This is a genomic window from Acidobacteriota bacterium (genome assembly GCA_030697165.1).
Lineage (GTDB): Bacteria > Acidobacteriota > Vicinamibacteria > Vicinamibacterales > UBA2999 > 12-FULL-67-14b.
On the sequence record JAUYQQ010000005.1, the window covers coordinates 24,694 to 46,678 of the forward strand.

Annotated in this window: 21 protein-coding genes and 1 tRNA gene; 5 read left to right on the forward strand and 17 right to left on the reverse strand. The window is 67.4% G+C overall.

Annotated features, from left to right (window positions below; genetic code table 11):
- Nucleotide 1 precedes the first annotated feature (1 nt).
- Nucleotides 2-1,327 carry a TolC family protein gene (locus Q8T13_06040; protein MDP3717312.1) on the reverse strand — a complete coding sequence of 442 codons (1,326 nt, stop codon included), beginning with the start codon at nt 1,325-1,327 and terminating at the stop codon, nt 2-4.
- A 49-nt stretch (nt 1,328-1,376) separates the two neighbouring features.
- Between Q8T13_06040 and Q8T13_06045 the strand changes: the two genes are divergently transcribed.
- From Q8T13_06045 to Q8T13_06065, 5 genes are read left to right on the forward strand one after another with little or no spacing between them, the layout of a single operon-like run.
- Nucleotides 1,377-1,976 carry a sigma-70 family RNA polymerase sigma factor gene (locus Q8T13_06045; GenBank protein MDP3717313.1) on the forward strand — a complete coding sequence of 200 codons (600 nt, stop codon included), beginning with the start codon at nt 1,377-1,379 and terminating at the stop codon, nt 1,974-1,976.
- Nucleotides 1,973-2,242, forward strand: coding sequence for a zf-HC2 domain-containing protein (locus Q8T13_06050; protein ID MDP3717314.1), 270 nt, complete (start codon nt 1,973-1,975; stop codon nt 2,240-2,242). The genes Q8T13_06045 and Q8T13_06050 overlap by 4 nt, the downstream gene beginning before the upstream one ends.
- A 43-nt stretch (nt 2,243-2,285) precedes the next feature.
- Nucleotides 2,286-3,431, forward strand: coding sequence for a N(4)-(beta-N-acetylglucosaminyl)-L-asparaginase (locus tag Q8T13_06055; GenBank protein ID MDP3717315.1), 1,146 nt, complete (start codon nt 2,286-2,288; stop codon nt 3,429-3,431).
- Nucleotides 3,432-3,455: 24 nt separating this feature from the next.
- Entirely contained in the window at nt 3,456-5,000 is a 1,545-nt protein-coding gene (locus Q8T13_06060) for an alkaline phosphatase D family protein (protein ID MDP3717316.1), read from the forward strand.
- A gap of 5 nt (nt 5,001-5,005) precedes the next feature.
- Entirely contained in the window at nt 5,006-7,183 is a 2,178-nt protein-coding gene (locus Q8T13_06065) for a prolyl oligopeptidase family serine peptidase (GenBank protein ID MDP3717317.1), read from the forward strand.
- Between the two features lie 245 nt (nt 7,184-7,428).
- On the opposite strand, the gene Q8T13_06070 is transcribed toward Q8T13_06065, so the two are convergent.
- The 16 genes from Q8T13_06070 to Q8T13_06145 form a co-directional block, all read right to left on the reverse strand.
- Complete coding sequence (locus Q8T13_06070) at nt 7,429-8,067, reverse strand: phenylalanine--tRNA ligase beta subunit-related protein (protein MDP3717318.1); 639 nt, start codon at nt 8,065-8,067, stop codon at nt 7,429-7,431.
- Complete coding sequence (locus Q8T13_06075) at nt 8,060-8,869, reverse strand: lysophospholipid acyltransferase family protein (GenBank protein ID MDP3717319.1); 810 nt, start codon at nt 8,867-8,869, stop codon at nt 8,060-8,062. Before Q8T13_06075 ends, Q8T13_06070 begins: the two co-directional genes overlap by 8 nt.
- Nucleotides 8,870-8,874: 5 nt before the next feature.
- Nucleotides 8,875-9,954, reverse strand: coding sequence for a PIN domain nuclease (locus Q8T13_06080; GenBank protein MDP3717320.1), 1,080 nt, complete (start codon nt 9,952-9,954; stop codon nt 8,875-8,877).
- Between the two features lie 62 nt (nt 9,955-10,016).
- On the reverse strand, nt 10,017-11,396 hold the full coding sequence (radA, locus tag Q8T13_06085; protein MDP3717321.1) for a DNA repair protein RadA: 1,380 nt from the start codon (nt 11,394-11,396) through the stop codon (nt 10,017-10,019).
- A gap of 142 nt (nt 11,397-11,538) precedes the next feature.
- Nucleotides 11,539-12,699 carry an alanine racemase gene (gene alr, locus Q8T13_06090; GenBank protein MDP3717322.1) on the reverse strand — a complete coding sequence of 387 codons (1,161 nt, stop codon included), beginning with the start codon at nt 12,697-12,699 and terminating at the stop codon, nt 11,539-11,541.
- 136 nt (nt 12,700-12,835) lie between these two features.
- Nucleotides 12,836-14,203, reverse strand: a complete 1,368-nt coding sequence (gene dnaB / locus Q8T13_06095; GenBank protein ID MDP3717323.1) for a replicative DNA helicase — start codon at nt 14,201-14,203, stop codon at nt 12,836-12,838.
- Nucleotides 14,204-14,216: 13 nt separating this feature from the next.
- The gene (gene rplI / locus Q8T13_06100) at nt 14,217-14,663 is read right to left on the reverse strand and encodes a 50S ribosomal protein L9 (GenBank protein MDP3717324.1); all 447 of its coding nucleotides are present in this window, start codon (nt 14,661-14,663) and stop codon (nt 14,217-14,219) included.
- A 15-nt stretch (nt 14,664-14,678) separates the two neighbouring features.
- A complete protein-coding gene (gene rpsR, locus Q8T13_06105; protein ID MDP3717325.1) occupies nt 14,679-14,987 on the reverse strand; it encodes a 30S ribosomal protein S18 in 309 nt (102 codons plus the stop codon).
- A gap of 1 nt (nt 14,988) precedes the next feature.
- Nucleotides 14,989-15,456 (reverse strand): 30S ribosomal protein S6, encoded by a 468-nt coding sequence (rpsF, locus tag Q8T13_06110; protein MDP3717326.1) that lies wholly within the window; start codon nt 15,454-15,456, stop codon nt 14,989-14,991.
- 83 nt (nt 15,457-15,539) lie between these two features.
- Nucleotides 15,540-16,145, reverse strand: a complete 606-nt coding sequence (gene pth / locus Q8T13_06115) for an aminoacyl-tRNA hydrolase (GenBank protein MDP3717327.1) — start codon at nt 16,143-16,145, stop codon at nt 15,540-15,542.
- Between the two features lie 32 nt (nt 16,146-16,177).
- Nucleotides 16,178-16,912 (reverse strand): 50S ribosomal protein L25, encoded by a 735-nt coding sequence (locus Q8T13_06120; protein MDP3717328.1) that lies wholly within the window; start codon nt 16,910-16,912, stop codon nt 16,178-16,180.
- Nucleotides 16,913-17,008: 96 nt separating this feature from the next.
- On the reverse strand, nt 17,009-17,962 hold the full coding sequence (locus tag Q8T13_06125) for a ribose-phosphate pyrophosphokinase (protein MDP3717329.1): 954 nt from the start codon (nt 17,960-17,962) through the stop codon (nt 17,009-17,011).
- 61 nt (nt 17,963-18,023) lie between these two features.
- Nucleotides 18,024-18,098 (reverse strand) — tRNA-Gln (locus Q8T13_06130).
- Between the two features lie 141 nt (nt 18,099-18,239).
- Nucleotides 18,240-19,130 carry a 4-(cytidine 5'-diphospho)-2-C-methyl-D-erythritol kinase gene (gene ispE, locus Q8T13_06135; GenBank protein ID MDP3717330.1) on the reverse strand — a complete coding sequence of 297 codons (891 nt, stop codon included), beginning with the start codon at nt 19,128-19,130 and terminating at the stop codon, nt 18,240-18,242.
- Nucleotides 19,130-19,918: a hypothetical protein gene (locus Q8T13_06140; protein MDP3717331.1), complete on the reverse strand. Its 789-nt coding sequence runs from the start codon at nt 19,916-19,918 to the stop codon at nt 19,130-19,132. Before Q8T13_06140 ends, ispE begins: the two co-directional genes overlap by 1 nt.
- Nucleotides 19,915-21,879, reverse strand: coding sequence for a tetratricopeptide repeat protein (locus tag Q8T13_06145; GenBank protein MDP3717332.1), 1,965 nt, complete (start codon nt 21,877-21,879; stop codon nt 19,915-19,917). The genes Q8T13_06140 and Q8T13_06145 overlap by 4 nt, the downstream gene beginning before the upstream one ends.
- Between the last annotated feature and the right edge of the window lie 106 nt (nt 21,880-21,985).

The following is a 21,985-nucleotide window of genomic DNA, read 5'->3' on the forward strand; positions in this document are numbered from 1 at the left end:
GTTACGGTCTCCTTCCGAGCGCCCGATTGAGCGCCGCGTGTGCTTCGATGCGATCGACCAGCGCCGACAACCGCGAGGTCTCGGCCTCGAGAACGGCGGTGGCCGCGCCCAGGACGTCGGACACGCCGGTCATGCCCGCGTCATACCGGTTGCGGACAATGCGCTGGCTTTCCCGGGCCTGGGCGACGGTGGCCCTGGCCACGTCTTCGCGCGCGGTCGCCGACGCCAGCCGGCTGAGCGCGGCGCGCAGGTCCACCTGCACGGCGGCCCGCGCGTCTTCGTGTGCGAGCCGGGCGCGCTGCTCGGCTTCGGTGGCCGCGCGCACCGATGCCTGCGCGGCGCCGCCGGTCGCCAGCGACCAGCGCACTTCGCCGCCGATCGTCCACGCCGAGGCGCGATCGGCGAACGAGATCCCGTCGAACTGGTAAGCGGCCTGCGCCGCGACTTGCGGCCACCAGGCGGACTTGGCCTGGCGGCGGCCGGCTTCAGCCATGCCCACTGCGGCGGCTCCGCGTTGCAACTCGGGCCGTCCGGCCTCGGCTTCGGCGACGAGCGCGGGCCACGCGGGCAGTGCCGCCGGCGCCGGTGGCGCCGGTTCCTGCACCGCAAAATCAGCATCTATAGCCACGCCGCGGAGCCGGTTCAGTTCGGCGCGCGCGATGGCCGCCTCGCCGGCCGCATGGATCGCGCGTTGGCGCATGGCGGCAAGGTGCACGGTGATCGAGAGCACGTCGGCCTCCGTGACGGTACCGGCATCACGCCGGCGCTCGGCACGGGTCACGTCTTCTTGCGCCGCGGTGACCGCGGCGGCAGCGGCCTTGGCCTCGGCGTCACCGCGCAGCACACGGCCGTAGGCGCGGGCCACATCCACCGTGAGCCCCAGCGCCTGCTCGTCGCGACCGGCCTCAGCGAACTTGCGTGCGTGCGCCGCCAGGTCGACGCCACCGCCCGTGCGGCCACCGTCGAAAAGCACCTGGTCGACCGCCACGGCGCCGTGGAAGAAGCCCGTCGCTTCGGGATGGTTCAGGGCGTCGATGGCGAAGTTCTGGGCGCCGAACTGGCGTGCCGACAGCAGCGAGCTGAAGACGAACACCGGGTTGTTGCCGCGCTGCCATGACTCGATTAACGAGAGACGGGGGAAGAAGCCGGACCTGGCCTCGTCTTCGCGCGCGGCGGACTCTCGGGCGCTCGAGCGGGTCGCCTCAAGCGCGCGGTTGCCGCCGATGGCCTGGGCCGTGGCTTCGTCCAAGGTCAGCACGCTCTGGGCTGACACGGTAGCGGCCGCCAGCAGACTGGCGGCCAGGGAGAGGGAAAGGGTGAATCGCATCGCCCACAGAGATGCAGGGTTCCGCGGAAAGGTGACAGCTCGGGCTATCATGTTGACAGCACACGAGATGGCGCAATCACTGTCAGACCCCCATCAGGCCGACCGCGCCCGTTATGCCGCCTTGCTGGCCGAAATCGGCCGCGACGGCAATGGTCCGGCCATGGAAGAGCTGCTGACCGACGTCCAGGCCCTGGCGTACCGGTTCAGCCTGCTCGTCTGCGGTAACGCCGCCGACGCCGAAGACGCCATGCAAGACGCGCTGCTCCAGACTTACAAGAGCGCCCGCCGCATCCGCCAACCCGACGCCTTTCGAACGTGGCTCTATCGCACCGTGAAAAACTCGTGCCTGATGTCGCGCCGCACCGCCGCGCACGAGCCGTTGCACCTGGCCTCGCTCGACGAGGATCGCGCGGAGCAGGTGGCGTCGGCGGCGCCGAACCCCGAAGAGCAGACGGCCGCCGGCGAGCAGCGGCATCGCTTTCGCGAGGCGTTCCGCTCGTTGCCCAGGCCCTACCGGCTGGTGGCGTTCCTGCGAGACGTCGAAGGCCTGTCCACGCGCGAGGTGGCCGAGGTGGTGGGCATTTCCGAAGACAACGTGAAACAACGGCTGCACCGGGCACGGACGCTCCTGCGCAAGGCGCTGGCATGAGCAAGGCGAAGACGCCGGCGGCGACGGCACACTGCCGGGTCACGCCGCTGCATTGGTCGCAGTACCTGGACGGCGAGTTCTCGACGGCCGAATGCCGGCGTTGCGAAGCGCACTTACAAGGGTGCGAATCGTGCCGCAGAAAGCTGCAGGGCTTGCGCCGCCTCGTCCGCGCCTGCCGGGCGGCTGGGGCGAAGGCGGTGCCGGTCACCGTCAGGGCGACCGCAAGGCGCCGGGCACGCGCCCTGCTGTCACGATCGCGGCGCTGAGGTAGCATGGGGCCCGCCGCCGAATGCGGCGTGGAGCCACACCATGATTACCAGACGCGATTTCGTGAAGACCGCTTCCGCCACCCTGGCCGCGGCCTCGCCGCTGTCGGCGGAACTGCTCATCCAGCGCACGGTGCGCCCCGTCGTCATCTCCGATTTCTCGGGATGGGAGTTCAAGAACGGCGGCGCCGAGAACGCCGTGCAGCGCGCCTTCCGGCTGATCACCGAGGGCAAGGACGTCCTTGACGCGCTCATCGCCGGCGTCAACATCCCCGAACTGGATCCGCTCGAGACCGGCATCGGCTACGGATCGTTGCCCAACGCCGACGGCGTCATTCAACTGGATGCGTCGTGCATGCACGGCCCCAGGAAACGCGCCGGTGCGGTGGCCGGCATCGAGGGCGTCCGCACGCCGTCGCTCGTGGCCCAGGCCGTGATGGATCACACCGACCATCACTTGCTCGCCGGTGACGGCGCTCAGCAGTTCGCGCGCGCGATGGGGTTCACCATCGAAGACGACCTCAACACCGACAATTCGCGCCAGCTGTGGCGTGAGTGGAAACGCCGCCTCGATCCCGAACGCTGGCTCGATCCAAACGGCGACGGGCGCAAGCCCAAGCCGCGGCATGAGAAGGACCCGGGCGAGTTGGCCGCGCGCGGCCTCGCGGCCGGACGCTCGATGGTTCGCGACGGTCTCATCCGCGAAGGCAGCTTCTGGGGCACCATCAACTGCGACGCCATCGGCCCCACCGGCGACCTCTGCGGCGTGACCACCACCAGCGGCCTGGCGTGGAAGATTCCTGGGCGCATCGGCGACTCCCCCATCCTGGGTGCGGGGCTCTACGTGGACAACGAGGTCGGCGCCGCCGGATCCACCGGTCGCGGCGAAGCCAACCTCTACAACCTGTCGTCGTTCCTGGTCGTCGAGGGCATGCGCCGCGGCCTGTCGCCGAAGGACGCGGGGATGGAGGCGCTCAGGCGCATCCGCGCCAATACCGTCGAGGCGCGGCTGCTCAACGCGAAGGGCAACCCCAACTTCAACATCCGCTTCTTCGCGCTGAACAAGCGCGGCGAGTATGCCGGGGTGGCGATGTATCACGCCGGCGAAACCAATTACGCGGTGTGCACCGAGAACGGCGCGCAGACGCTCGAGCTCGAGCCACTGCTGCCGGGCGGGCCTGAGGATTAGGCACTCAGTCGCAGGATCATGGGCATGAACCGGCGCGCGTTTCTGCAGTCCACCACCGCCGGCTTGTTCGCCGCCCCAGCGGTGATGAGCCGCGTGCTGCAGGAGTCGGCCGCGCCGGCCATGCCGGGCGGCGTGCAGGTCGGCGATGTCACGGCGACCCGCGCCATGATGTGGAGCGCCGCCGATCGCCCGGCGCGGATGATGCTGGAGCTGTCCCGTGACGAGCGCTTCACGTCTCCGAGACTCATCGAGGGGCCGGTCGCGCTGGAGAACAGCCAGTTCACGGCCAAGCTCGATCTCGGCGGGCTCACCGCCGGCGAGCCCGTGTTCTATCGCGTCTGGTTCGACGACCTCGCGCGGCCGGGCCTGCGCAGTGCTCCGGTCACCGGCCAATTCCGCGCCGCCCCCACGGCCGCTCGCCCACTCACCTTCTGCTGGTCCGGCGACGTCGTCGGCCAGGGCTGGGGGCTCAGTTCCGACTTCGGCGGCATGCGCCTGTACGAAACCATGGCGCGGCACCACCCGGACCTGTTCATCCACTCCGGCGACATGATTTATGCCGACGGTCCGCTCGCGGCCGAAGTGACGCTCGATGATGGCTCCACCTGGAAGAACCTGGTGACGCCGGCCAAGAGCAAGGTCGCCGAAACCTTGGACGAGTTCCGCGGCAACTTCGCCTACAACCTGCTCGACCCGCATGCCCGCGCGTTCAACAGCCAGGTGCCCATGGTCGTGCAGTGGGACGATCACGAGGTGATCAACAACTGGAGCCCCGGCACGGACCTGTCGATTCGGCCGGGCTACACCGAGCGCAGCATCGGACTGCTCGCGGCCCGCGCCAAGCGCGCGATGTTCGAGTACCTGCCGATCCGGTCGCACCCGGACGAAGCGGAGCGTGTCTACCGTGCCTATCGATATGGGCCCGTCGCCGAAGTGTTCGTGCTCGACCAGCGGAGTTACCGCGCCGCCAATGGTGCGAACCGAGAAGAGACGCCCAGCCGGGCGACACGCATGATGGGCCCGGCGCAGGTGGCATGGCTCAAGCAGAACCTCGCCGCGTCGACCGCCACGTGGAAGATCATCGCCAGTGACATGCCGCTCGGCCTGCTGATCGGCGATGGCCAGAAGGACGGCGTGCCGGCGTGGGAAGGGTGGGCGAACGGCCCGGGAGCGCCGCTTGGCCGCGAGCACGAGCTGGCCGACGTGCTGTCGTTCATCAAGCGCGAACGCGTGCACAACGTGGTGTGGGTCACCGCCGACGTCCACTATGCCGCGGCGCACTTCTACGACCCCAAGGTGGCCGTGTTCAAGGACTTCACGCCGTTCTGGGAGTTCGTTGGCGGGCCGCTGCACGCCGGCACGTTTGGGTCGAGCGTCGCCGACCCCACGTTTGGGTGCACGCAGGTCTTCAACAGCGTCCCCGCCAACTTGAAGCCGAATCGGCCGCCCAGTGAAGGCCTGCAGTTCTTCGGGACGCTGACCATCGATCCGCGTACGAAGCGGATGACGGCGGCAATCTGGAACTTGAAGAACGAGCGGCTGTGGAGTCAAGAATTGGAAGCGGAGTGACTGACATGACACGTTCAACGCAATTGCTCGCGGGCCTTGCTCTGATCGCCGCACTCGGCACGGTTCCAGCGGCGCAGCAGGCTCCGTCCCTCTCGATCGAGACGCTGATGGCAACGCCGTTCCCCACCGACCTGGTGGCCGCACCCACTGGCGGGCGGATCGCGTGGGTGTCGAGCAACACCGGCGTGCACAACGTGCTGGTCGCCGACCCGTCACCAGGCACCGGACCGATGGCCGGACGCACCGATCACCAGTGGCGCGCGGTCACCACCTACACGGGCGACGACGGTCTCTGGATCACCGACCTTGGCTGGACGAGCGATGGCGGCACCCTCGTCTTCGTGCGCGGCGACGGCGCCAATCGCCAGGGCGAGTCGCCCAATCCCGCGCAGTTGCAGGACGGCACCGAGCAAGCGGTGTTCGCGGTTCCCGCCGCTGGCGGTACGCCGCGCCGACTGGGCGCCGGCAGCGGGCCCGTTCCATCGCCCCGGGGCCAGCGTGTCGCCTGGGTCTCCCGCGGACAGATCTGGAGCGCCGACCTCGCGTTGGCCACTGACAAGCCGGCCCAACTGGTCAACGCGCGCGGCAGCGCGTCGGGGCTGGCGTGGTCGCCCGACGGCTCGATGCTGGCCTTCTCGAGCGGCCGAGGCACCCACAGTTACATTGGCGTGTTCACGCTGGCGTCGCGCGAGCTGCGCTACCTCGATCCCTCCCTCGATCGCGATGGCAGCCCGGCGTGGTCGCCCGACGGCTCGCGCCTGGCCTGGATTCGGCAGGGCGCCGCGCCCCGGGCCCGCATGTTCTCGCCACGGCGGACCGTTGACGAGCCGTGGTCGATTCGCGTCGCCGACGTGAAGACGGGGCAGGCCCGCCAGGCCTGGAAGGCCGATGCCGGCTACGGCAGCGCGTTCCAGGGCGTGGTGTCGGACAGCCAGTTGTATTGGGGCGCCGGCGACCGGCTGGTGTTCCCGTGGGAGAAGGACGGCTGGCTGCATTTGTACTCTGTTCCCGCCCCCGGCGGGAAGATTGGCAGCGGGGATCCTTCCGGCGGAGCGGCCACGCTGCTGACGCCCGGCGCCTTCGAGGTCGAGTACGTGAACATCTCGCCCGACCGGACGCGGATGATCTACAACTCCAACCAGGACGACATCGACCGGCGGCATGTCTGGACCGTGCCGGTGGACGGCTCGGCCAACCCGGCGCGTAACGCGGTGAAGTCAAACGGCAGCGAATGGCAGCCGGTGATCACGAGCGACGGGCATGTCGCGGCTCTGCACGCCGACGCGCAGATGCCGCCACACGTGATGGTGATCCAGCCCGATGGCCTGGCACACAACCTGCTCGAGAACCTGCTGCCGGCCGGCTTCGACCCGGCCGCCCTGGTGCAGCCACAGGCGGTCACGGTGACCGCGACCGACGGCATGCCGATTCCCGCGCAGCTGTTCGTGCCGCGCGATCTGAAAGCCGGCGAGAAGCGGCCCGGGGTGATCTTCTTCCACGGCGGATCGCGGCGGCAGATGCTGCTCACCTGGCACTACAACTACTACTACCGCAATGCCTACGCGATGAATCAGTGGCTGGCGAGCCAGGGCTACGTGGTGCTGTCGGTGAACTACCGCAGCGGAATTGGCTACGGTCTCGAGTTTCGCGAGGCGCTGAATTACGGGGCGACTGGCGGCGCTGAATTCAACGACGTGATGGGCGCCGGCCTTTACATGAAGGGCCGAGCCGACGTCGACCCGTCGCGCATCGGACTGTGGGGCGGTTCGTACGGCGGCTACCTCACGGCTATGGGCCTGTCGCGCGCCTCGGATCTGTTCGCGGCGGGCGTGGACATCCACGGCGTGCACGACTGGAACCAGGGCATCCGCACGTTCATTCCCGAATACAACGTGCTGGACGACCCGGACTTCTCGCGCACGGCGTTCGCGTCCTCGCCCATGGCGACCGTCGATGGCTGGAAGTCACCAGTGCTGCTGATCCACGGCGATGACGACCGCAACGTCTCGTTCATCGAGTCAATCAACTTGATCGTCGCGTTACGCAAACGCAACGTCGAGGTCGAACCGCTGGTCTTTCCAGACGAAGTCCACGACTTCCTGCGACACCAGAACTGGGTGAGGGCCTACAAGGCCTCGGCCGACTTCTTCAACCGCAAGTTGGGGCCGGCCAGCCACAGATAAATACCGCCACAGATTGGTCACAGAGTGGTCACAGATTGGACACGGATTGACCAGCGGCGCGACTCGTCAGACACCAGTTCGCCGAGCGACGCTCCGCGTCGCGGGTGCGGCGAAGAGCTCCCAGAAATGAGTCGTCCATAATTCACACTCGACTCATTTCTGGGAGTTCTTCGCCGCACCAAGCGCTGGCCGAAGGCCGGCGCGGCGAACTCGCATCTGTGAAATCTGCGTAATCTGTGGCTGTTCTACAACGCCAGTCGCGCGGTTTCGTGGCCGCCGGCGATGTCGGCCATGCGGGCGGCAGTAGCGTCAAGCACGCGCGCGATCTGCGTGGCCGGTAGCTCTGCCGGCGCATAGACGACCACAAGTGCCTCGGTGGTGGCCGTGGTGACCATCGTCCGCGCAGAGTCGGAGGTCGGGTTCCCAAACGCGCCGGCGGTATCGGCCAGCGTGATTCGCCCACCGACGTTCACATCGTCTTTGCGGATCCCCGCGTACGATTCTCCGGCCGCGCCCAGCCGCATCGTCACCGCTCCGGCGATCTTCGACAGGTCGTAGAGTCCGTACGGAAGCTGGAACTCGAGCGAGCACCAGTTCACGATGTCGACCAGCGAGTTGATGCGAGGAATGGTGTCGCCCTTGCGGACGCGGCGCAGCAGCGCCTCGTTCGACGGCCGCGTCTTGGTGGGATCGAGGCCCACGCGCTTGTACATCGTCCGCACAGCCGCCGACTCGGCCGGGGGCGACAGCCGCACGCGCGCCTCGGCCTCGGCCAACAGCGCATCCAACCGGTGCTCGTGCGACACGACCGTGGCACCGCTCCACCACAGCAGCCCGGGCCTCACGATCGAGAAAAGTTCTGTGGAGAGCGTGAATTCAGCCACCGATGTCCGCCTTCGCTCCGGGATCGGCCGAGCTTCGGCGCGACGTCGCACCACCGGCCTCCGGCCGCGTGCGCGACGCCTCCGCTTCCACGGCCGGGCGAATCACCTCGCGCACCTGCTCGGCCAGGGCGCGAATCTCGGCCGGCGTCGGCTCGGGGTTCGCTGGCGTCTCGATCGGATCGTGCACGAGCAACGTGACCTGCCCGGGCCGGGTCGTCAGCTCGCCCTTCTTCATCACGTGCCGGCTCCCGATCACCGAAATCGGCGCGAGCGGCAGGCCCGCCTGCAGGGCCAGCAGGATGCTGCCGCCCTTGAACTTGCCCATCATGCCGGTGCGGCTGCGCGTCCCTTCGGGAAACACGATCAGCGACAGGCCGTTCGCGGTGAGTCGGCTGGCCCAGCCGATGATGCCCGCCTTGTCGGGGCGGCTGCGGTCCACGAGCATGTGCCCGGTTCGCTTCAGGTGCGGCCCCAGCATCGGGAAGTTGCCCAGCGACTCCTTGGCGATGATCCGCAGCTGGAACGGGATCGACCAGAACAACACCGGGATGTCGTAGATGCTCTGGTGGTTCGCCACGAACACGTAGGTCTTGCCAGGCACCAGGCGCTCGAGGCCCTTTACGTCCACCGCGACGCCGGTCGTCGCCAGGATCAGCCACGACCACGCCCGCGCGCAGCCGTGCGCGAAATGGCCGCGGCGGTCGAAGAAGCTGGAGGTGATCGACGCCAGGCCGAGGACGATGGTGTAGACGGCGATGGCCGGGATCAGGAACAGGACGGTTCGTACGAGGTGAAACGACAAAGCGCCTATCGGTCTTTCGCGACGATCGGCGAGGGCGAAGCCACCGCGGCCGAGGCACCGGTGGCCGCCGCCGGCCGCGGCGCCGGCGCCTGGGTGCCGGCCGGCTCGAGATAGCGGCCAAAGATCATCTTGCCGGCCGTCGTCTGCAGCACGCTGGTGACGGCAATATCGATGGTCTTGCTGATCATCTTGCGCGCGTTGTCGACGACCACCATCGTGCCATCGTCAAGGTAGGCGACCCCCTGGTTGTATTCCTTGCCTTCCTTGAGGATGAACACCTTCATGATCTCGCCCGGCAGCACCACCGGCTTCAGGGCGTTGGCCAGTTCGTTGATGTTGAGGACGGCGACGCCGCGCAGCTGGGCCACCTTGTTGAGGTTGAAGTCGTTGGTGACGATCTTCCCCGAGAGCGTCCGGGCCAGTTCGATCAGCTTGAGGTCCACTTCCTTGACCTCGGGGAAGTCGACGTCGGAGATCACGACCTCCACGCCCGCCATCTTCTGGATCTTCTGGAGGATGTCGAGGCCGCGGCGGCCGCGGTTGCGTTTCATCGAGTCGGACGAGTCGGCGACCAGCTGCAACTCTTTCAGCACGAACTGCGGAACGACCATGGCCCCGTCGATGAAACCGGTTTCGCACAAGTCGGCAATGCGCCCATCGATGATCACGGAAGTATCGAGAATCTTGTAGTGCCGTTCGGGACCCGCGGCGTGGAACAGCGCGATCAGCCGGGCCGGCTCCAGCCACTCCCCCTTCCGGCCGCCCATGACGGCGCCGATGTAGGGGAACACGAGCAAGATGAAGCTGTGAAGGAAGGCGACTTGCGGATTGCCGTGGTCAATCCAGAACAGCGCCTCGCTGATGCCCTTGGCCAGCAGCAAGCCGACGGCGCCGCCCAGAAAGGCGCCGAGCATGCTGGTGACCGCGGTGTGCCGCAGCAGCCACTCGAAGCCCACGGCGATCAGGGCCAGGGCGGCGCCGAAGGCGATATTGAGCCACGCGTCGGCGCCAAGCGGGGACAGCATGTATGCCGACGCCGCCACCGCCACGATGAATGCCAGGCGAGCGAGTATGAACCAGGCCATATGAAAGTCCCGCGAAACCGCGGGGAGTTACCCGGCAACCTTAGAACCGCTGGGGGCAAAGGTCAAGCGAGGAGCATGTCGAGGGCCTCACCGACCGACCGGACACCCACGAGTTCCGCCTTGCCCACTTCTTCACTGGCGTCCATGTTCGAGGCCGGCAGGACGATGCGGGTGAAGCCCATCTGTTCAGCTTCGCGGATGCGCAGGTTGGCTTGGGAGACCCCGCGAATCTCCCCGCCCAGGCCGACCTCGCCAAAGACGGCGGTTCCGGTCGCCACCGGGCGGTTGCGCAGGCTCGACCCGACCGCCGCGACAATACCCAGGTCCACGGCCGGTTCGTCGATGCTCATCCCGCCGGCAATGTTGACGAACACATCGTCCGACACCAGGTGCAGGCCGGCGCGCTTCTCGAGCACGGCCAGCAGCAACGAGAGCCGGTTCTGGTCGATGCCCACGGCCATGCGCCGGGACGTGCCGTAACTGCTGGTGCTGACGAGGGCCTGCACTTCGACCAGAAGCGGCCGCGATCCTTCGAGGCAGCACAATACGGCTGAGCCGGGCGTCGCTGTGGGACGTTCCGCCAGGAACATGGCCGAGGGATTCGGCACGGGGCGCAGGCCGGTACCGGTCATCTCGAAGACCCCCAGTTCGCTGATGGCGCCAAACCGGTTCTTCACCGCGCGCACGACGCGATGCGAGTGGTGCCGCTCGCCCTCGAAATACAACACGGTGTCGACGACGTGTTCGAGCGCCTTGGGACCGGCGATGTTGCCGTCCTTGGTGACGTGGCCCACCAGGAAGGTTGGGATGTTGTGGCCCTTGGCCATGAACAGGAACTGGGTCGCCGCCTCGCGGACCTGGCCAATGCTGCCCGGCGCCGACTGAAACTTCAGGGAGAACACGGTCTGCACCGAGTCGATGACCAGCAGCGCCGGCTTCACGCGGCCGACCTCTTCGAGAATGCGCTCGATGCAGGTTTCCGACAGCAGGTAGAGCGGCGCGTCGCCGACGCCCAGGCGGTCGCCGCGCGACTTGATCTGATGCTCGGATTCCTCGCCCGAGGCATACAGCACGGGACCGACGTGGTGGGCGAAGTTGGCGGCCGCCTGCAGCAACAAGGTCGACTTGCCAATGCCGGGTTCGCCGCCCAGCAGGATCAGCGAACCGGGCACGATGCCGCCGCCCAGCACGCGGTCGAACTCGTTGATGCCGGTGGAAATGCGATCCGCGTCCGAGGCCGCGATGTCGGCATACTTCTTCGCCCCGCGCGAGGTCACGCCGGGCGTGGAATAGCGATGTTCGGCCGGTCCGGCACTGGGCTCAGACACGCGCTCCTCAACAAACGAGTTGAACGCGCCACAGTCGTGGCACTTGCCTTGCCACTTCGGCTGTTGCGTGCCGCACTCTTGGCAGACGAACACGGGTTTGTTGGCTTGTTTCATGTGGTTTGAAATGCGACCACGAAGATCACGAAGAAAATCACGAAGATCACGAACAACCCCACTGCCATTCTCTCATCGTCCCGGTCGAGAACAATTAGCTTCGCGTCCTTGGTTTGCTTGCTTCGTGTTCTTCGTGGTCAGGCTACGCGTACTTTCGTTCGACGCGGGCACCGAGGCGGCAGAGGATTTCGTACGGGATCGTCCCGATCCACGCCGCCATCTCGCGGGCATCGATGGTCTGTTCCGGCGCGGCCCCCTGCGAGCCCAGGAACACGACCTCATCGCCCGGGCCAACCGCGTCAACGTCGGTGACGTCGGCCGTCAGCATGTCCATGCTGACCGCGCCGACGATCGGCGCGCGGCGGCCGCGGATCAGCACCGCGCCCCGCCCCTCGAGGCGGCGATCCAGGCCATCAGCGTAACCGGCGGGAATGACAGCTAAGGTCACGGGGCGGTCGGCGGTGAAGCGCCCGCCGTAGCCGACCGTCTCCCCCACCCGCACGCCCTTCACGGCGACGACGCGGCTGGTAAGCGACATCACCGGCGTGAGGGCCAGGTTCGAACCGAGGGGTGGCGGCACCAAACCAAACAGCAGCAAGCCGGGCCGGACGAAGTCGTACCAGACGCGCGAATCGCGCAGCAGCGCCGCCGAGTTGGCGGCGTGCCGCACGCGCGGGCCGGCGGCCAGTTCGTCGAGCACGCGGCAGGCCGCCTCGAATCGCGTCCGTTGTTCATCGAACAGCTGGTGGCCGGGCTCGTCGGCACTGCCAAAGTGCGTGTGCACGGCGTCGAGTGTCAGGTTCGGGCTGTTGAGCAACGCGGGAAGAGTACGCCTGAGGTTGTCGTGCCGAAACCCGAGGCGGTTCATGCCGGTGTCGATCTTCAGGTGATACGGCAGCTTCGTCCGCCGCTTCGCCGCGGCAGCCTGCAGCGCGGCCCCGGCCGCGGGGCTCGAGATGGTCGGCGTGAGGCCGTAGTCGAACACGCCATCGACGTCGCTGACGCTGAGCGCGCCAAACACCAGGATGGGCGCGCGGATGCCGGCAGCCCGAAGGTCGACGCCTTCCTCGATGTCGGCGACGGCCAGCATCGTGGCGCCGGCGGCCTCGAGCGCCTTGGCCACCGGGCGCGCGCCGTGCCCATAAGCATTGGCCTTGACGACGGCGATGATGCCGGGCGGACGGGCCGGGCCGCGGCCCGCGTCGCGGTTGAGCGAGGCCTCGTCCTGCAGGTACGACCCAATGGCGCGGAAATTCGAATCGAGGGCGGGCAGGTCGACGCGTGCGGCGGTACACCGAGTCACCGGTTGATTACAACATAGCCCGCCGTGGTCCGCCTAAAGGCGGACGCCACATCGTGTGGGAGCGGACGCCACATCGATGTAGTGTCCGGCTTCTTGACCCGCCGTAGCCTTGGCGAAGGCGGTTAGCCGGACCCCACTAGTCGTCGCTGACGGCGTAACCCGGACCCGAGTAGTTGGCGAATCGCGTCTGCTCGCGCAGGAAGGTGAGCTTGACGGTGCCGGTCGGGCCGTTGCGCTGCTTGGCGCTGATGATCTCGGCCACGCCGTCGGAATCGGCCGGCGTGTCGTCGGTCTTGTACATCTCTTCGCGGAAGATCATGCACACGACGTCGGCGTCCTGTTCGAGGGCGCCCGACTCACGCAGGTCCGACAGCATGGGGCGCTTGTCGGAACGCGCCTCGGGCGCGCGCGACAGCTGCGACAGCACGATAATCGGCACGCTCAGTTCCTTGGCCAGGCCCTTGAGCGAGCGCGAAATCGACGCCAGTTCCAGGTTGCGGTTCTCGAACCGGCCGCGGCCGGTCATCAGCTGCACGTAGTCGATCGCCAGCAGGTTCAGGCCGTGCTCGGCCTTGAGCCGGCGCGCCTTGGCGCGCATTTCCATCACGCCGATGCCGGCGGTGTCGTCCACGAACAGCTGGCCTTCGCTGAGCGTTTCGAGCGCGTGCGTAATCAGACCGTATTCCTTCTGGCCGATCTGCCCGCTCAACAGCCGGTACATGTCGATCTTCGCCTCCGATGCGAGCATGCGCATGAACAGCGATTCCTTCGACATTTCGAGGCTGAAGAAACCGGCGACGCCGCCGTGCGTGGCCACGTACTGGCAGATGTTCAGCACCAGGCTGGTCTTGCCCATCGACGGACGGGCGGCAACGATCACCAGGTCGCCCGCCTGCAGGCCGCGGGTCTTGCGGTCGATGTCTTCGAACCCGGTCGGCACGCCGGTGACGAAGGTCTTATTCTCGAACAGCTTCTCGATCTTGGGGAAGCTCTCGCGCACCAGGTCGCGCATGTGCACGAAGCCTGACTTGATGCGGTCCTCGGCCACCGCGAAGATCGCGCTTTCGGCCTCGTCCAGGATCAGGTCGGCTTCCTGGTCGGCCTCGTAGGCGTTCGAGACAATCTTGTTGGCCGAGAAGATCAGGCTGCGCAGCGTGGCCTTTTCCTTGACGATCTGCGCGTAGTACTCGACGTTGGTCGAGCGCGGCACGCCGTCGACCAGCGACGCGATGTAGGCAGGACCGCCCACCTCGTCCAGCTCGCCGGCCCGCTCGAGCTCTTCCTTGAGCGTGACCAGATCGATCGGCTGGCTGCGCTCCGACAGGTCGGACATCCGCTCGTAAATGCGCCGGTGCGCATCACGGAAGAATGCCTTGCTGTCGAGCATGGCCGCCGCGACGTTGTAAGTGTCGTTGTCGATCAGGATGGCGCCCAGCACCGAACGCTCTGCCTCGAGGTTATGAGGCAGGGTGCGTTGCGGTGCTGGTGCCGCGATTTCGGCCATGGCCGTAAAACGCTTACGCTTCCTTGGTAATGGTCAGCTTCAGCTGGGCCGTGACGTCACGGTGCAGCTTGACCGGGACGAGCGATTCGCCCAGCGCGCGCAGCGGATCGGGCAGCAGGATCTTGCGGCGATCCACGTCGAAGCCCTTTTCCTTCAGCAGGTCCGCGATGTCGCCGTTCGTCACCGACCCGTACATCGTGTCGTTGTCGCCCACCTTGCGGGCAATCTGCAGGTCGAGGGCCACCAGCCGCTCGGCCAGCGCCTCGGCCTGGCCGCGTTCCTCGCCTTCACGCGCTTCGGAAATCTTCCGCTCGCGCGCGATCCAGTTCTTGTTGGCCTCGGTCGCCGGCAGGGCCAGCTTCCGCGGCAGCAGGTAGTTGCGGGCGTAGCCATCGGCGACTTTGACGACGTCGCCGCGCTTGCCCACGTGATCCACGTGATCCCGGAGAATGACTTCCATTGTTCCTGTTCTCCCTTAATCCGCTGCGTACGGGAGCAGCGCCAGCTGGCGCGCCCGCACGATCGCCACGCGCAGCCCGCGCTGGTGCTTGGCACAGGTCCCGGAAATCCGTCGCGGCAACACCTTGCCACGCTCGGGAACGAAGCCGCTCAGCAGCTTGACGTCCTTGTAGTTGATGTCGTCGATCTTGTCCGCGCAGAACTTGCAGACTTTCCGGCGCCGGAAGAATCCGCCGCCACGACGCTTGTCGCCACCCTTGGCGTCCTTGGCATCCTTGCCACGGGCTCCGCCCGGGCCGCCTCGCTTGGGTCCACCGAATGCCATGTTAAGCCTCCATCTCCCCGCCGTCGAACATCATGTCGCCGGAATCGTCGTTATCTTCACCCTGCGGACCTTCACCCGGCTGACGATCGGGCGGCAGGCCACGCGCCACGCGGCGGCGGCGCGACTCTTCGGTGCGCTTGGTGCGCATCCGCTCGGCCTTGATCGACGACTCGTCGACCCGGACGATCAGGTGGCGCAGCAGGCCCTCGGTCACCTTGAGGCGGCGGTCGATTTCCTTCATCAACTCGGCCGAGCCGGTGATCACTTCGAGGACATAGAAGCCTTCTTTGTGATGGCCGATCTCGTAAGCGAGGCGGCGCCGGCCCCAGGGGGCGACGTTCTCGCTCTTGTCGATGGTGCCGCCCATGCGTTCGACGATGTCGGCCACCTGCTGGTGCAGGTCGGCGACCTCCGTTTCGGGCGCGTCCGGCTTGAGGACGTAGATCAACTCGTACGTACGGTTACTCATTACTGCTCCTTGTGGACTCCTTGGAAAGCCTTGAATCCGCTTTCCTCCGAGGCCACCGTAGTGGCAAGGAGAACCAGGCTGCGTTATGCAGGTCCCGGGTCTTGCTTCTCTGCTGCGTTGAACGCGCTCATCACGCGTTCGATACCATCGGACAAGAATCGCTCCGAGGCATCGGCGGCTCGCAGCACGGCCGCCAAAACTGTGTCGTGTTCGGCCGGTTCGAACCGGCCGAGCACGTGGTCTGACAATTCGCGGCGATGTCCCTTAGTGACATCGTCGCCGCGCCCTATCCCCACCCGCACCCGCGGAAAGGCCTGCGTGCCCAGGTGCTGGATGATCGACTTCAACCCGTTGTGCCCGCCGGCACTGCCTTCAGGCCGCGCCCGCAACCGTCCCAGTGGCAGCGCCACGTCGTCGGTCACCACCAGCACGTCGGCCGGGTCGATCTTGTAGAACCCCGCGAGCCCGGCCACCGCCTGCCCGCTGAGGTTCATGAAGGTCAGCGGCTTGGCGACAATCACCGCCTCGTCCGCCACCGTGGTCCTGACGTGCAGCGCCGCGAACTTCTCGCGCCACGCCTCCGACAGCCGCCAGCGGCGGGCCAACTCGTCAGCGACGAGAAAGCCCACGTTGTGACGGGTCTCGCGGTATTCGGGACCAGGATTGCCGAGGCCGACAATAAGTTTCATGCGACTCCCGACTCCCGGTTCCCGACTCCCGGTTACTTCTTCTTGTCGTCCTTCTTCTTGTCGTCCTTCTTGTCGCCAGCCTTGGCGTCCTTGGCGTCGCCGTCCTTGTCGGTCTTGCCCTTCTTGGCGACTTCCGGTTCGGCGGCGCCACCGGCCGGGGCTGCGGCGGCACCTTCAGCAGGCGTCTCTTCGGCGACCTTGATGGTGATGACGTGGACCAGCATCAGGTCGGCATCGGTGACCGGCGTCCAGGCGGCGTTGGCGGCCACGTCGCGGACGTGGATGGCGCCGCCGACGCCCAGGTCGGTGACGTCGATCTCGATCGAGTTCGGAATGTCGGCCGGGAGCACTTCGACTTCGATCTCGCGGTGCACGAAGTCGAGAATGCCGCCGTCGACCTTGACGCCGCGGGCTTCGCCGCGCAGCGTGACCGGGACGGTGACCGTGATCTTGCGGTCCATGTTCACGCGGTAGAAGTCGGCGTGGAGCAGGTGCTGCGAGATCGGATCCAGCTGCACGTTGCGCACCAGGACGCGGGCCTCGTTGCCGCCCGCAATCTTGAGCGTGATCAGGGTGTTCAGGCCCGAGCTGGAGTGGAGAATCTTCATGAAGGGCTTGGGATCGACCGCGACCGCTTCGGGTGCGGGCGCATCGCCGGCCTTCTGGGCCCCGTACACCACCGCCGGAATCTTGCCGGCAACGCGGAGACGCCGGGCTTCGTTCTTGCCCCTGGTGTTACGGGTGACTGCGTCGAGAACTGCTTCCATGACCTGACTACCTTCCTCGGGCTTCGGCCGTGGCCTACACCCTTTGCCGAATTAAACGAGGGCTTAGGGACTTGCCCCTAGGCCCCTAAGTCCGAACTACACAAACAGCGAAGAAACCGATGTCTCTTCGTGGATGCTGCGGATGGCCTGGCCGAGCAGGCGCGCCACCGACAGCACGACGATCTTCTGGCACTTCGCACGATCCGCCGTGAGGGGGATGGTGTTGGTGATGAGCAGCTTGTCGATCGGCGCCTTCTCGATGCGGTCGATCGCCGGGCCCGACAACACGCCGTGGACCGCGCAGGCGAGCACGCGCTCAGCGCCGTTGTCCTTCAGCGCCTGCGCCGCCTTCTGGATGGTGCCGGCGGTGTCGATGATGTCGTCGGCGATCACGCAGGTGCGGCCGGCCACTTCGCCGATCACGTTCATGACCTCGGCGGTGCCGTCTTCGCTGCGGCGCTTGTCGATCACGGCCAGTTCAGCGTCGAGACGCTTGGCGTAGGCGCGGGCGCGCTCGGCGCCGCCGGCGTCGGGCGCCACGATCGTCAGCTTCTCGTACGACTGGCGCGAAAGGTAATCGATGATCACCGGCGCGGCGAACAAGTGGTCCACCGGCAGGTCGAAGAAGCCCTGGATCTGCGCCTTGTGCAGGTCCATGGTCAGCACGCGGTTCACGCCCGACGCGGTCAGCACGTTGGCGACCAGCTTGGCGGAAATCGGCACCCGCGGCTTGTCCTTGCGGTCCTGCCGGGCATAGCCGTAATACGGGATCACCGCGGTAATGCGCGCCGCCGACGACCGGCGGAACGCGTCGGTCATGAGCATCAGCTCCATCAGGTGGGGATCCACCGGCGCGCAGGTCGGCTGGAGGATGAACACGTCGGTGCCGCGGATGTTTTCGTCGATCTGAAACGAGACTTCGGTGTCGGGAAACCGGCGCAGGCGTGCCTGCCCAAGCTGCACGCCAAGGAACTCGGCAATCTCCGCCGCCAGTTGCGGATGAGCGTTGCCCGAGAAGATTTTCAGTTCACCAAAACCGGTTGGTCGCATATCAACAGTGCCCGCCGGAGGCTGGGCCACACAAAGGAGCTCGGGGCGAAGCCTGACAAACTGGTTGGGGCGGAAGGATTCGAACCTTCGAATACCGGCTCCAAAGGCCGGCGCCTTACCGCTTGGCCACGCCCCAACACCCCGGGGAAACTCTTATCGTAGCCGAGTTTACGGGAGTTGGGCAACCCGTGAATCCGCCTAAAGGCGGATGCTACAGGTGGCGTCCGGCTTCTTGGCCCGCCGAAGCCTTGGCGAAGGCGGCTAGCCGGACCACTGTTTACAGGCCGGCGGCAACCCGGCGACCGTATTCGCGGCGGGACATCGTGCGGGTATGCAGTGACAGCCAGCCCGGCCGGGCCAGGTCGTTGGCCGTGCGGCGCGCGGCGTCGGCCCGTTCGAACAGCCCGAACACGGCCGATCCCGACCCCGACATGGCCGCGAAATTGGCCCCCGCGTCGAGCAAGGACTGGCGAATCCGTGCAATTGCGGGATGGTGCCGCATCACCGGCGCCTCCAGGTCGTTGCGAAGTGCGGCCGCCCACGAGGGCCAACCGGCCGCGTACGGCCGGGGCGCGGGCTCCCGGGTGCGGCGGGTTTCCTCATCGAACCACTGGTACGCGTCGGCCGTCGCGACCCCAAACCCGGGGCGCAGAATGACCACGTGCACGGTCGGCAGGTCGGTCAGCGGGTAGATATCGTCGCCGCGGCCCAGGCCGAGCGCCGTGCCGCCCACCAGGAAGTACGGCACGTCGGCACCGAGCCGGGCGCCAATGCGCGTGAGCATCGCGAGGTCGAACTTCAGCCGCCACAGCTTGTTCAGCGCCAGCAGCGTCATGGCCGCATTGGCGCTGCCGCCGCCGAGGCCCGCTTCCATCGGGATCCGCTTGCGCAGGTCAATCGATACGCCCTGCGGCACCGTGGTCTTGCCGGTCGCCACGCGGTGCAGCAGCGACGCCGCCTTCCAGACGAGGTTGCGGCGGTCGGTCGGGACGTCTTCCTGATCGCACACGATCTGGAGCGGCCCACGCCGGTGGGACACGGTCACCTTGTCGAACAGCGCCAGGCTTTGAAAGATCGTGCGCAGATCGTGATAGCCGTCGGGGCGCGTGCCGAGAATGCGGAGATCGAGGTTGATCTTCGCGAAGGCGGGCAGACTGACCGATGCCATCAGGGTTCCTTGGGAACGAGCGGAGCGACCGATCGCAACTCGTCGAGGGTCATCGGCTCGGCGTCCGATGGTACTTCAAGCGTAAACGCGAGCGGGTTGATCGTGGTGTTCACTTCGAGTTCACCGACCCGCGCCGTGACGTCGGTGGTCGCATCACCCGCCCGGCGCACCCGCACGACGCGCGGATAGCCGCTCAGGTGTTCAGAATAATCGACGTGCCACGGCCCATAGTCAGCGGCCACGACCACCGGCCGCCCCTGTTGCACGCGCAGGTAGGCCGTGCGATCGGGGGCCAGCGTCACCGCCTGCCAGCCGCCGGGCCACTGCTTCCCTTCCGTCGGCGTCGCGTTGTCGGCAAGGCAGCCCGACACCATCAGCCGCAGGTCATCGGCGCTTAACGCGAGACCGGTGAGCCGTTCGAGCACTGCCGACACCGCCGTGTCCGGGAGCACGCGGTGCTCGCGCGGCAGCAGCAGCGTGGCCCGCTCGGCCGTGCCCGCCAGGATGAACACCGGCGGGCCAAATGGCGCCACCCCTTCGAGGCGAACCGACCCGCCGGACTCGAGCCCGGCAATCACCCGGCCGCGAATGCGTTCACCGGCCGCACGACCCGACAACGACAACTCGCCGGTCATGGACCGGAAACCGCGGCACGCCGCGGTCGCCGTGGTAAACGCGTCAAGGGCGGCAGGGTCGGGACCGGGGCTGCCGGCCGGACGGGTGGGCAGCCGCGCCGCGCACGCGGTCAGTGCCAGCGCCGTGGCCAGCGCGGCGAACAGGCGGCTCATCGGGCCTTCGCGCGAGCGGCCTTGATCTTCTTCTCGATGGCGCCGCGATCGATCTGCTCGCCGTCACCGGCGAGGGCGCGTTCCCAGGCGGCCACCGCCTCGGCATGGCGGCCGCGGCGCGCGAGCACGTCGCCATGATGATCCTGGATCACCGAGTTGCCGGTCAGCGTGGCGGCGGCCCTGGCCAGCGGCGCATCAGCTTCATCGGCCTTGCCCTGCTTGAACAGCGCCCAACCGAGCGTGTCGAGATAGGACGGGTTGTCGGGTTCGATCGTGAGCGCGCGCTCGGCGAGCGCCACGGCCTCGGGCAGCCGCAGGCCGCGATCGGCCAGCATGTAGCTCAGGGAATTGAGCGCGTTGGCGTTTAACGGGTCCTCCGCCATGAGCCGGCGCAGCTCCTGCTCGGCCTCGGCCAGCTTGCCGCCCACTTCGTAGGCGGTCGCCATGCGCATGGTCAACACCTCGTCATCGCCGAAGGTCTTGCGCGCCTGTTCCAGCATGCGCACCGCATCGTCAGCGCGCTTCTGATCGGTGTAGAGGTCGGCGAGGCCGACCACGTACTCGCGGCTCGCCGGGTTCTTGGCGGCGCCGGCCTCCATGAGGTGCCGCGCTTCGGCCGGCTTGCCGCCCTTGCTCAGGGCCTGGGCGCGCAGCCGGATCATGCGCGGCTGTTCGGGGTTGCGCGCCAGGTTCTCGCGCGCGAGCGTCTCGGCGCGATCGAAGCGCCGCGCCGCAAGGTGCGCCTGCACCAGGTACGCGTCGATTTCCGGATCGCGCGGGGTCAGCGCCTTGGCCGACATGAACGCCGCGATCGAGGCATCCCACTGCGCCAGCTGCTGTTGCGCGATGCCCAGTTGGACCAGGACCGCGGCGCCTTCCATCTCCCGGCCCTTGGAACGGCTGACCGGTTCCCTGGCGAACGGCGCGACGACCTCGACCACCTGCTTGAAGTCGTAGCGATCGAACAGGATCTGCACCAGCGCGTACAGGCCGGTGACGCTGGCGGGATCGGCCGCCATGATTTTGCGCGCCGCGGCCTCGGCGGCCTTCATGTCGCCACCGGCCCGCTCCACGCTCGACATCAGGTACAGCGCGCGCACGTCGTTCGGGTTGGCCTTCAGGAGATCGGCGAGCACGACCCGCGCGCGCGGCGCGCCGTCCTCGACATTGAGCAACGCCGTCACCAGGCGCAGCTGCAGGTCGCGGCTCGGTTGCCGCGTGCGCTTGAGCGCCTCGTCGTACGCGCCGGCAGCCTCCACCCATTGACTGCGCCGCTCGTAGTACTGCCCGAGCTGCGCCCCGAATCGCGGGTTGATCTCGGCGGCGCCGACGAGCGCCTTCTCGGCCTCATCGAACCGGCCGCTGGTCGCGTAGGCCTCGTAGAGCAGCACCAGCGGCTCGGCGGCCCACGGCGCCTGCGCCGCCACGCGTTCGAGAATCGGCAGGGCGTCGGCGGTGCGGCCGGCGCGCAGTTGCAGCCGGCCGAGCGTCATTTGCAGGTTGGGATCGACGGCCATCACGGGAGACTTCTGAATGGCCACCAGGTGCTCGATGGCCTTGTCTCTCGCGCCGGCGGCGGTCTCGCCGGCCGGCGGCGACGCCCCTTCGGCCCACTCGGCGTAGAGCTGCGCGAGCACGAAGTGCGCCTCGACGTTGGCGGCATCCAGCTTGAGGGCGCGCTCGGCTTGCAGAATGGCCGACCGCGCCTGGTCCTGCCGCGCATGGGCACCAGCCATTTCCGCGGCGATCTCGGCGGAATTGGGATCGAGCTCCTGCGCGCGTTGCAAGGCCGCCATCGAGCCGGCGCTGTCACCGGCCGCTTCGAGCCGCCGCGCCATCAGGAATTCGTAGAAGGCCCGCGCCTTCGGGTCGTCCACGGTGGCGGCCGCCGTTTGCCCGCCTTCGCTCAACGCCGGGGCCAGCACCGCCAGCGCGACCAGAACGACGCGAATCACCAGCATGGCGCGATCTTACCCCGCGAACTGCCGCGTTGAACCCGCGCGATTGAACCCCCGTGATTGAACCCCCGTGATTGAACCCCCGTGATTGAACCCCCGTGATTGAACC

Bases quoted from the DNA above. Each gene is read 5' to 3' on its own strand.
- Q8T13_06055 (MDP3717315.1), top strand. From the start codon at position 2,286: ATGATTACCAGACGCGATTTCGTGAAGACCGCTTCCGCCACCCTGGCC.
- dnaB (MDP3717323.1), bottom strand. From the start codon at position 14,203: ATGGCCGAAATCGCGGCACCAGCACCGCAACGCACCCTGCCTCATAAC.
- pth (MDP3717327.1), bottom strand. From the start codon at position 16,145: ATGAAACTTATTGTCGGCCTCGGCAATCCTGGTCCCGAATACCGCGAG.
- Q8T13_06120 (MDP3717328.1), bottom strand. From the start codon at position 16,912: ATGGAAGCAGTTCTCGACGCAGTCACCCGTAACACCAGGGGCAAGAAC.
- ispE (MDP3717330.1), bottom strand. From the start codon at position 19,130: ATGGCATCGGTCAGTCTGCCCGCCTTCGCGAAGATCAACCTCGATCTC.
- Q8T13_06060 (MDP3717316.1), top strand. From the start codon at position 3,456: ATGAACCGGCGCGCGTTTCTGCAGTCCACCACCGCCGGCTTGTTCGCC.
- rpsF (MDP3717326.1), bottom strand. From the start codon at position 15,456: ATGAGTAACCGTACGTACGAGTTGATCTACGTCCTCAAGCCGGACGCG.
- Q8T13_06145 (MDP3717332.1), bottom strand. From the start codon at position 21,879: ATGCTGGTGATTCGCGTCGTTCTGGTCGCGCTGGCGGTGCTGGCCCCG.
- radA (MDP3717321.1), bottom strand. From the start codon at position 11,396: ATGAAACAAGCCAACAAACCCGTGTTCGTCTGCCAAGAGTGCGGCACG.
- Q8T13_06045 (MDP3717313.1), top strand. From the start codon at position 1,377: ATGTTGACAGCACACGAGATGGCGCAATCACTGTCAGACCCCCATCAG.
- Q8T13_06065 (MDP3717317.1), top strand. From the start codon at position 5,006: ATGACACGTTCAACGCAATTGCTCGCGGGCCTTGCTCTGATCGCCGCA.
- rplI (MDP3717324.1), bottom strand. From the start codon at position 14,663: ATGGAAGTCATTCTCCGGGATCACGTGGATCACGTGGGCAAGCGCGGC.
- Q8T13_06050 (MDP3717314.1), top strand. From the start codon at position 1,973: ATGAGCAAGGCGAAGACGCCGGCGGCGACGGCACACTGCCGGGTCACG.
- Q8T13_06125 (MDP3717329.1), bottom strand. From the start codon at position 17,962: ATGCGACCAACCGGTTTTGGTGAACTGAAAATCTTCTCGGGCAACGCT.
- Q8T13_06140 (MDP3717331.1), bottom strand. From the start codon at position 19,918: ATGAGCCGCCTGTTCGCCGCGCTGGCCACGGCGCTGGCACTGACCGCG.
- Q8T13_06080 (MDP3717320.1), bottom strand. From the start codon at position 9,954: ATGGCCTGGTTCATACTCGCTCGCCTGGCATTCATCGTGGCGGTGGCG.
- rpsR (MDP3717325.1), bottom strand. From the start codon at position 14,987: ATGGCATTCGGTGGACCCAAGCGAGGCGGCCCGGGCGGAGCCCGTGGC.
- Q8T13_06040 (MDP3717312.1), bottom strand. From the start codon at position 1,327: ATGCGATTCACCCTTTCCCTCTCCCTGGCCGCCAGTCTGCTGGCGGCC.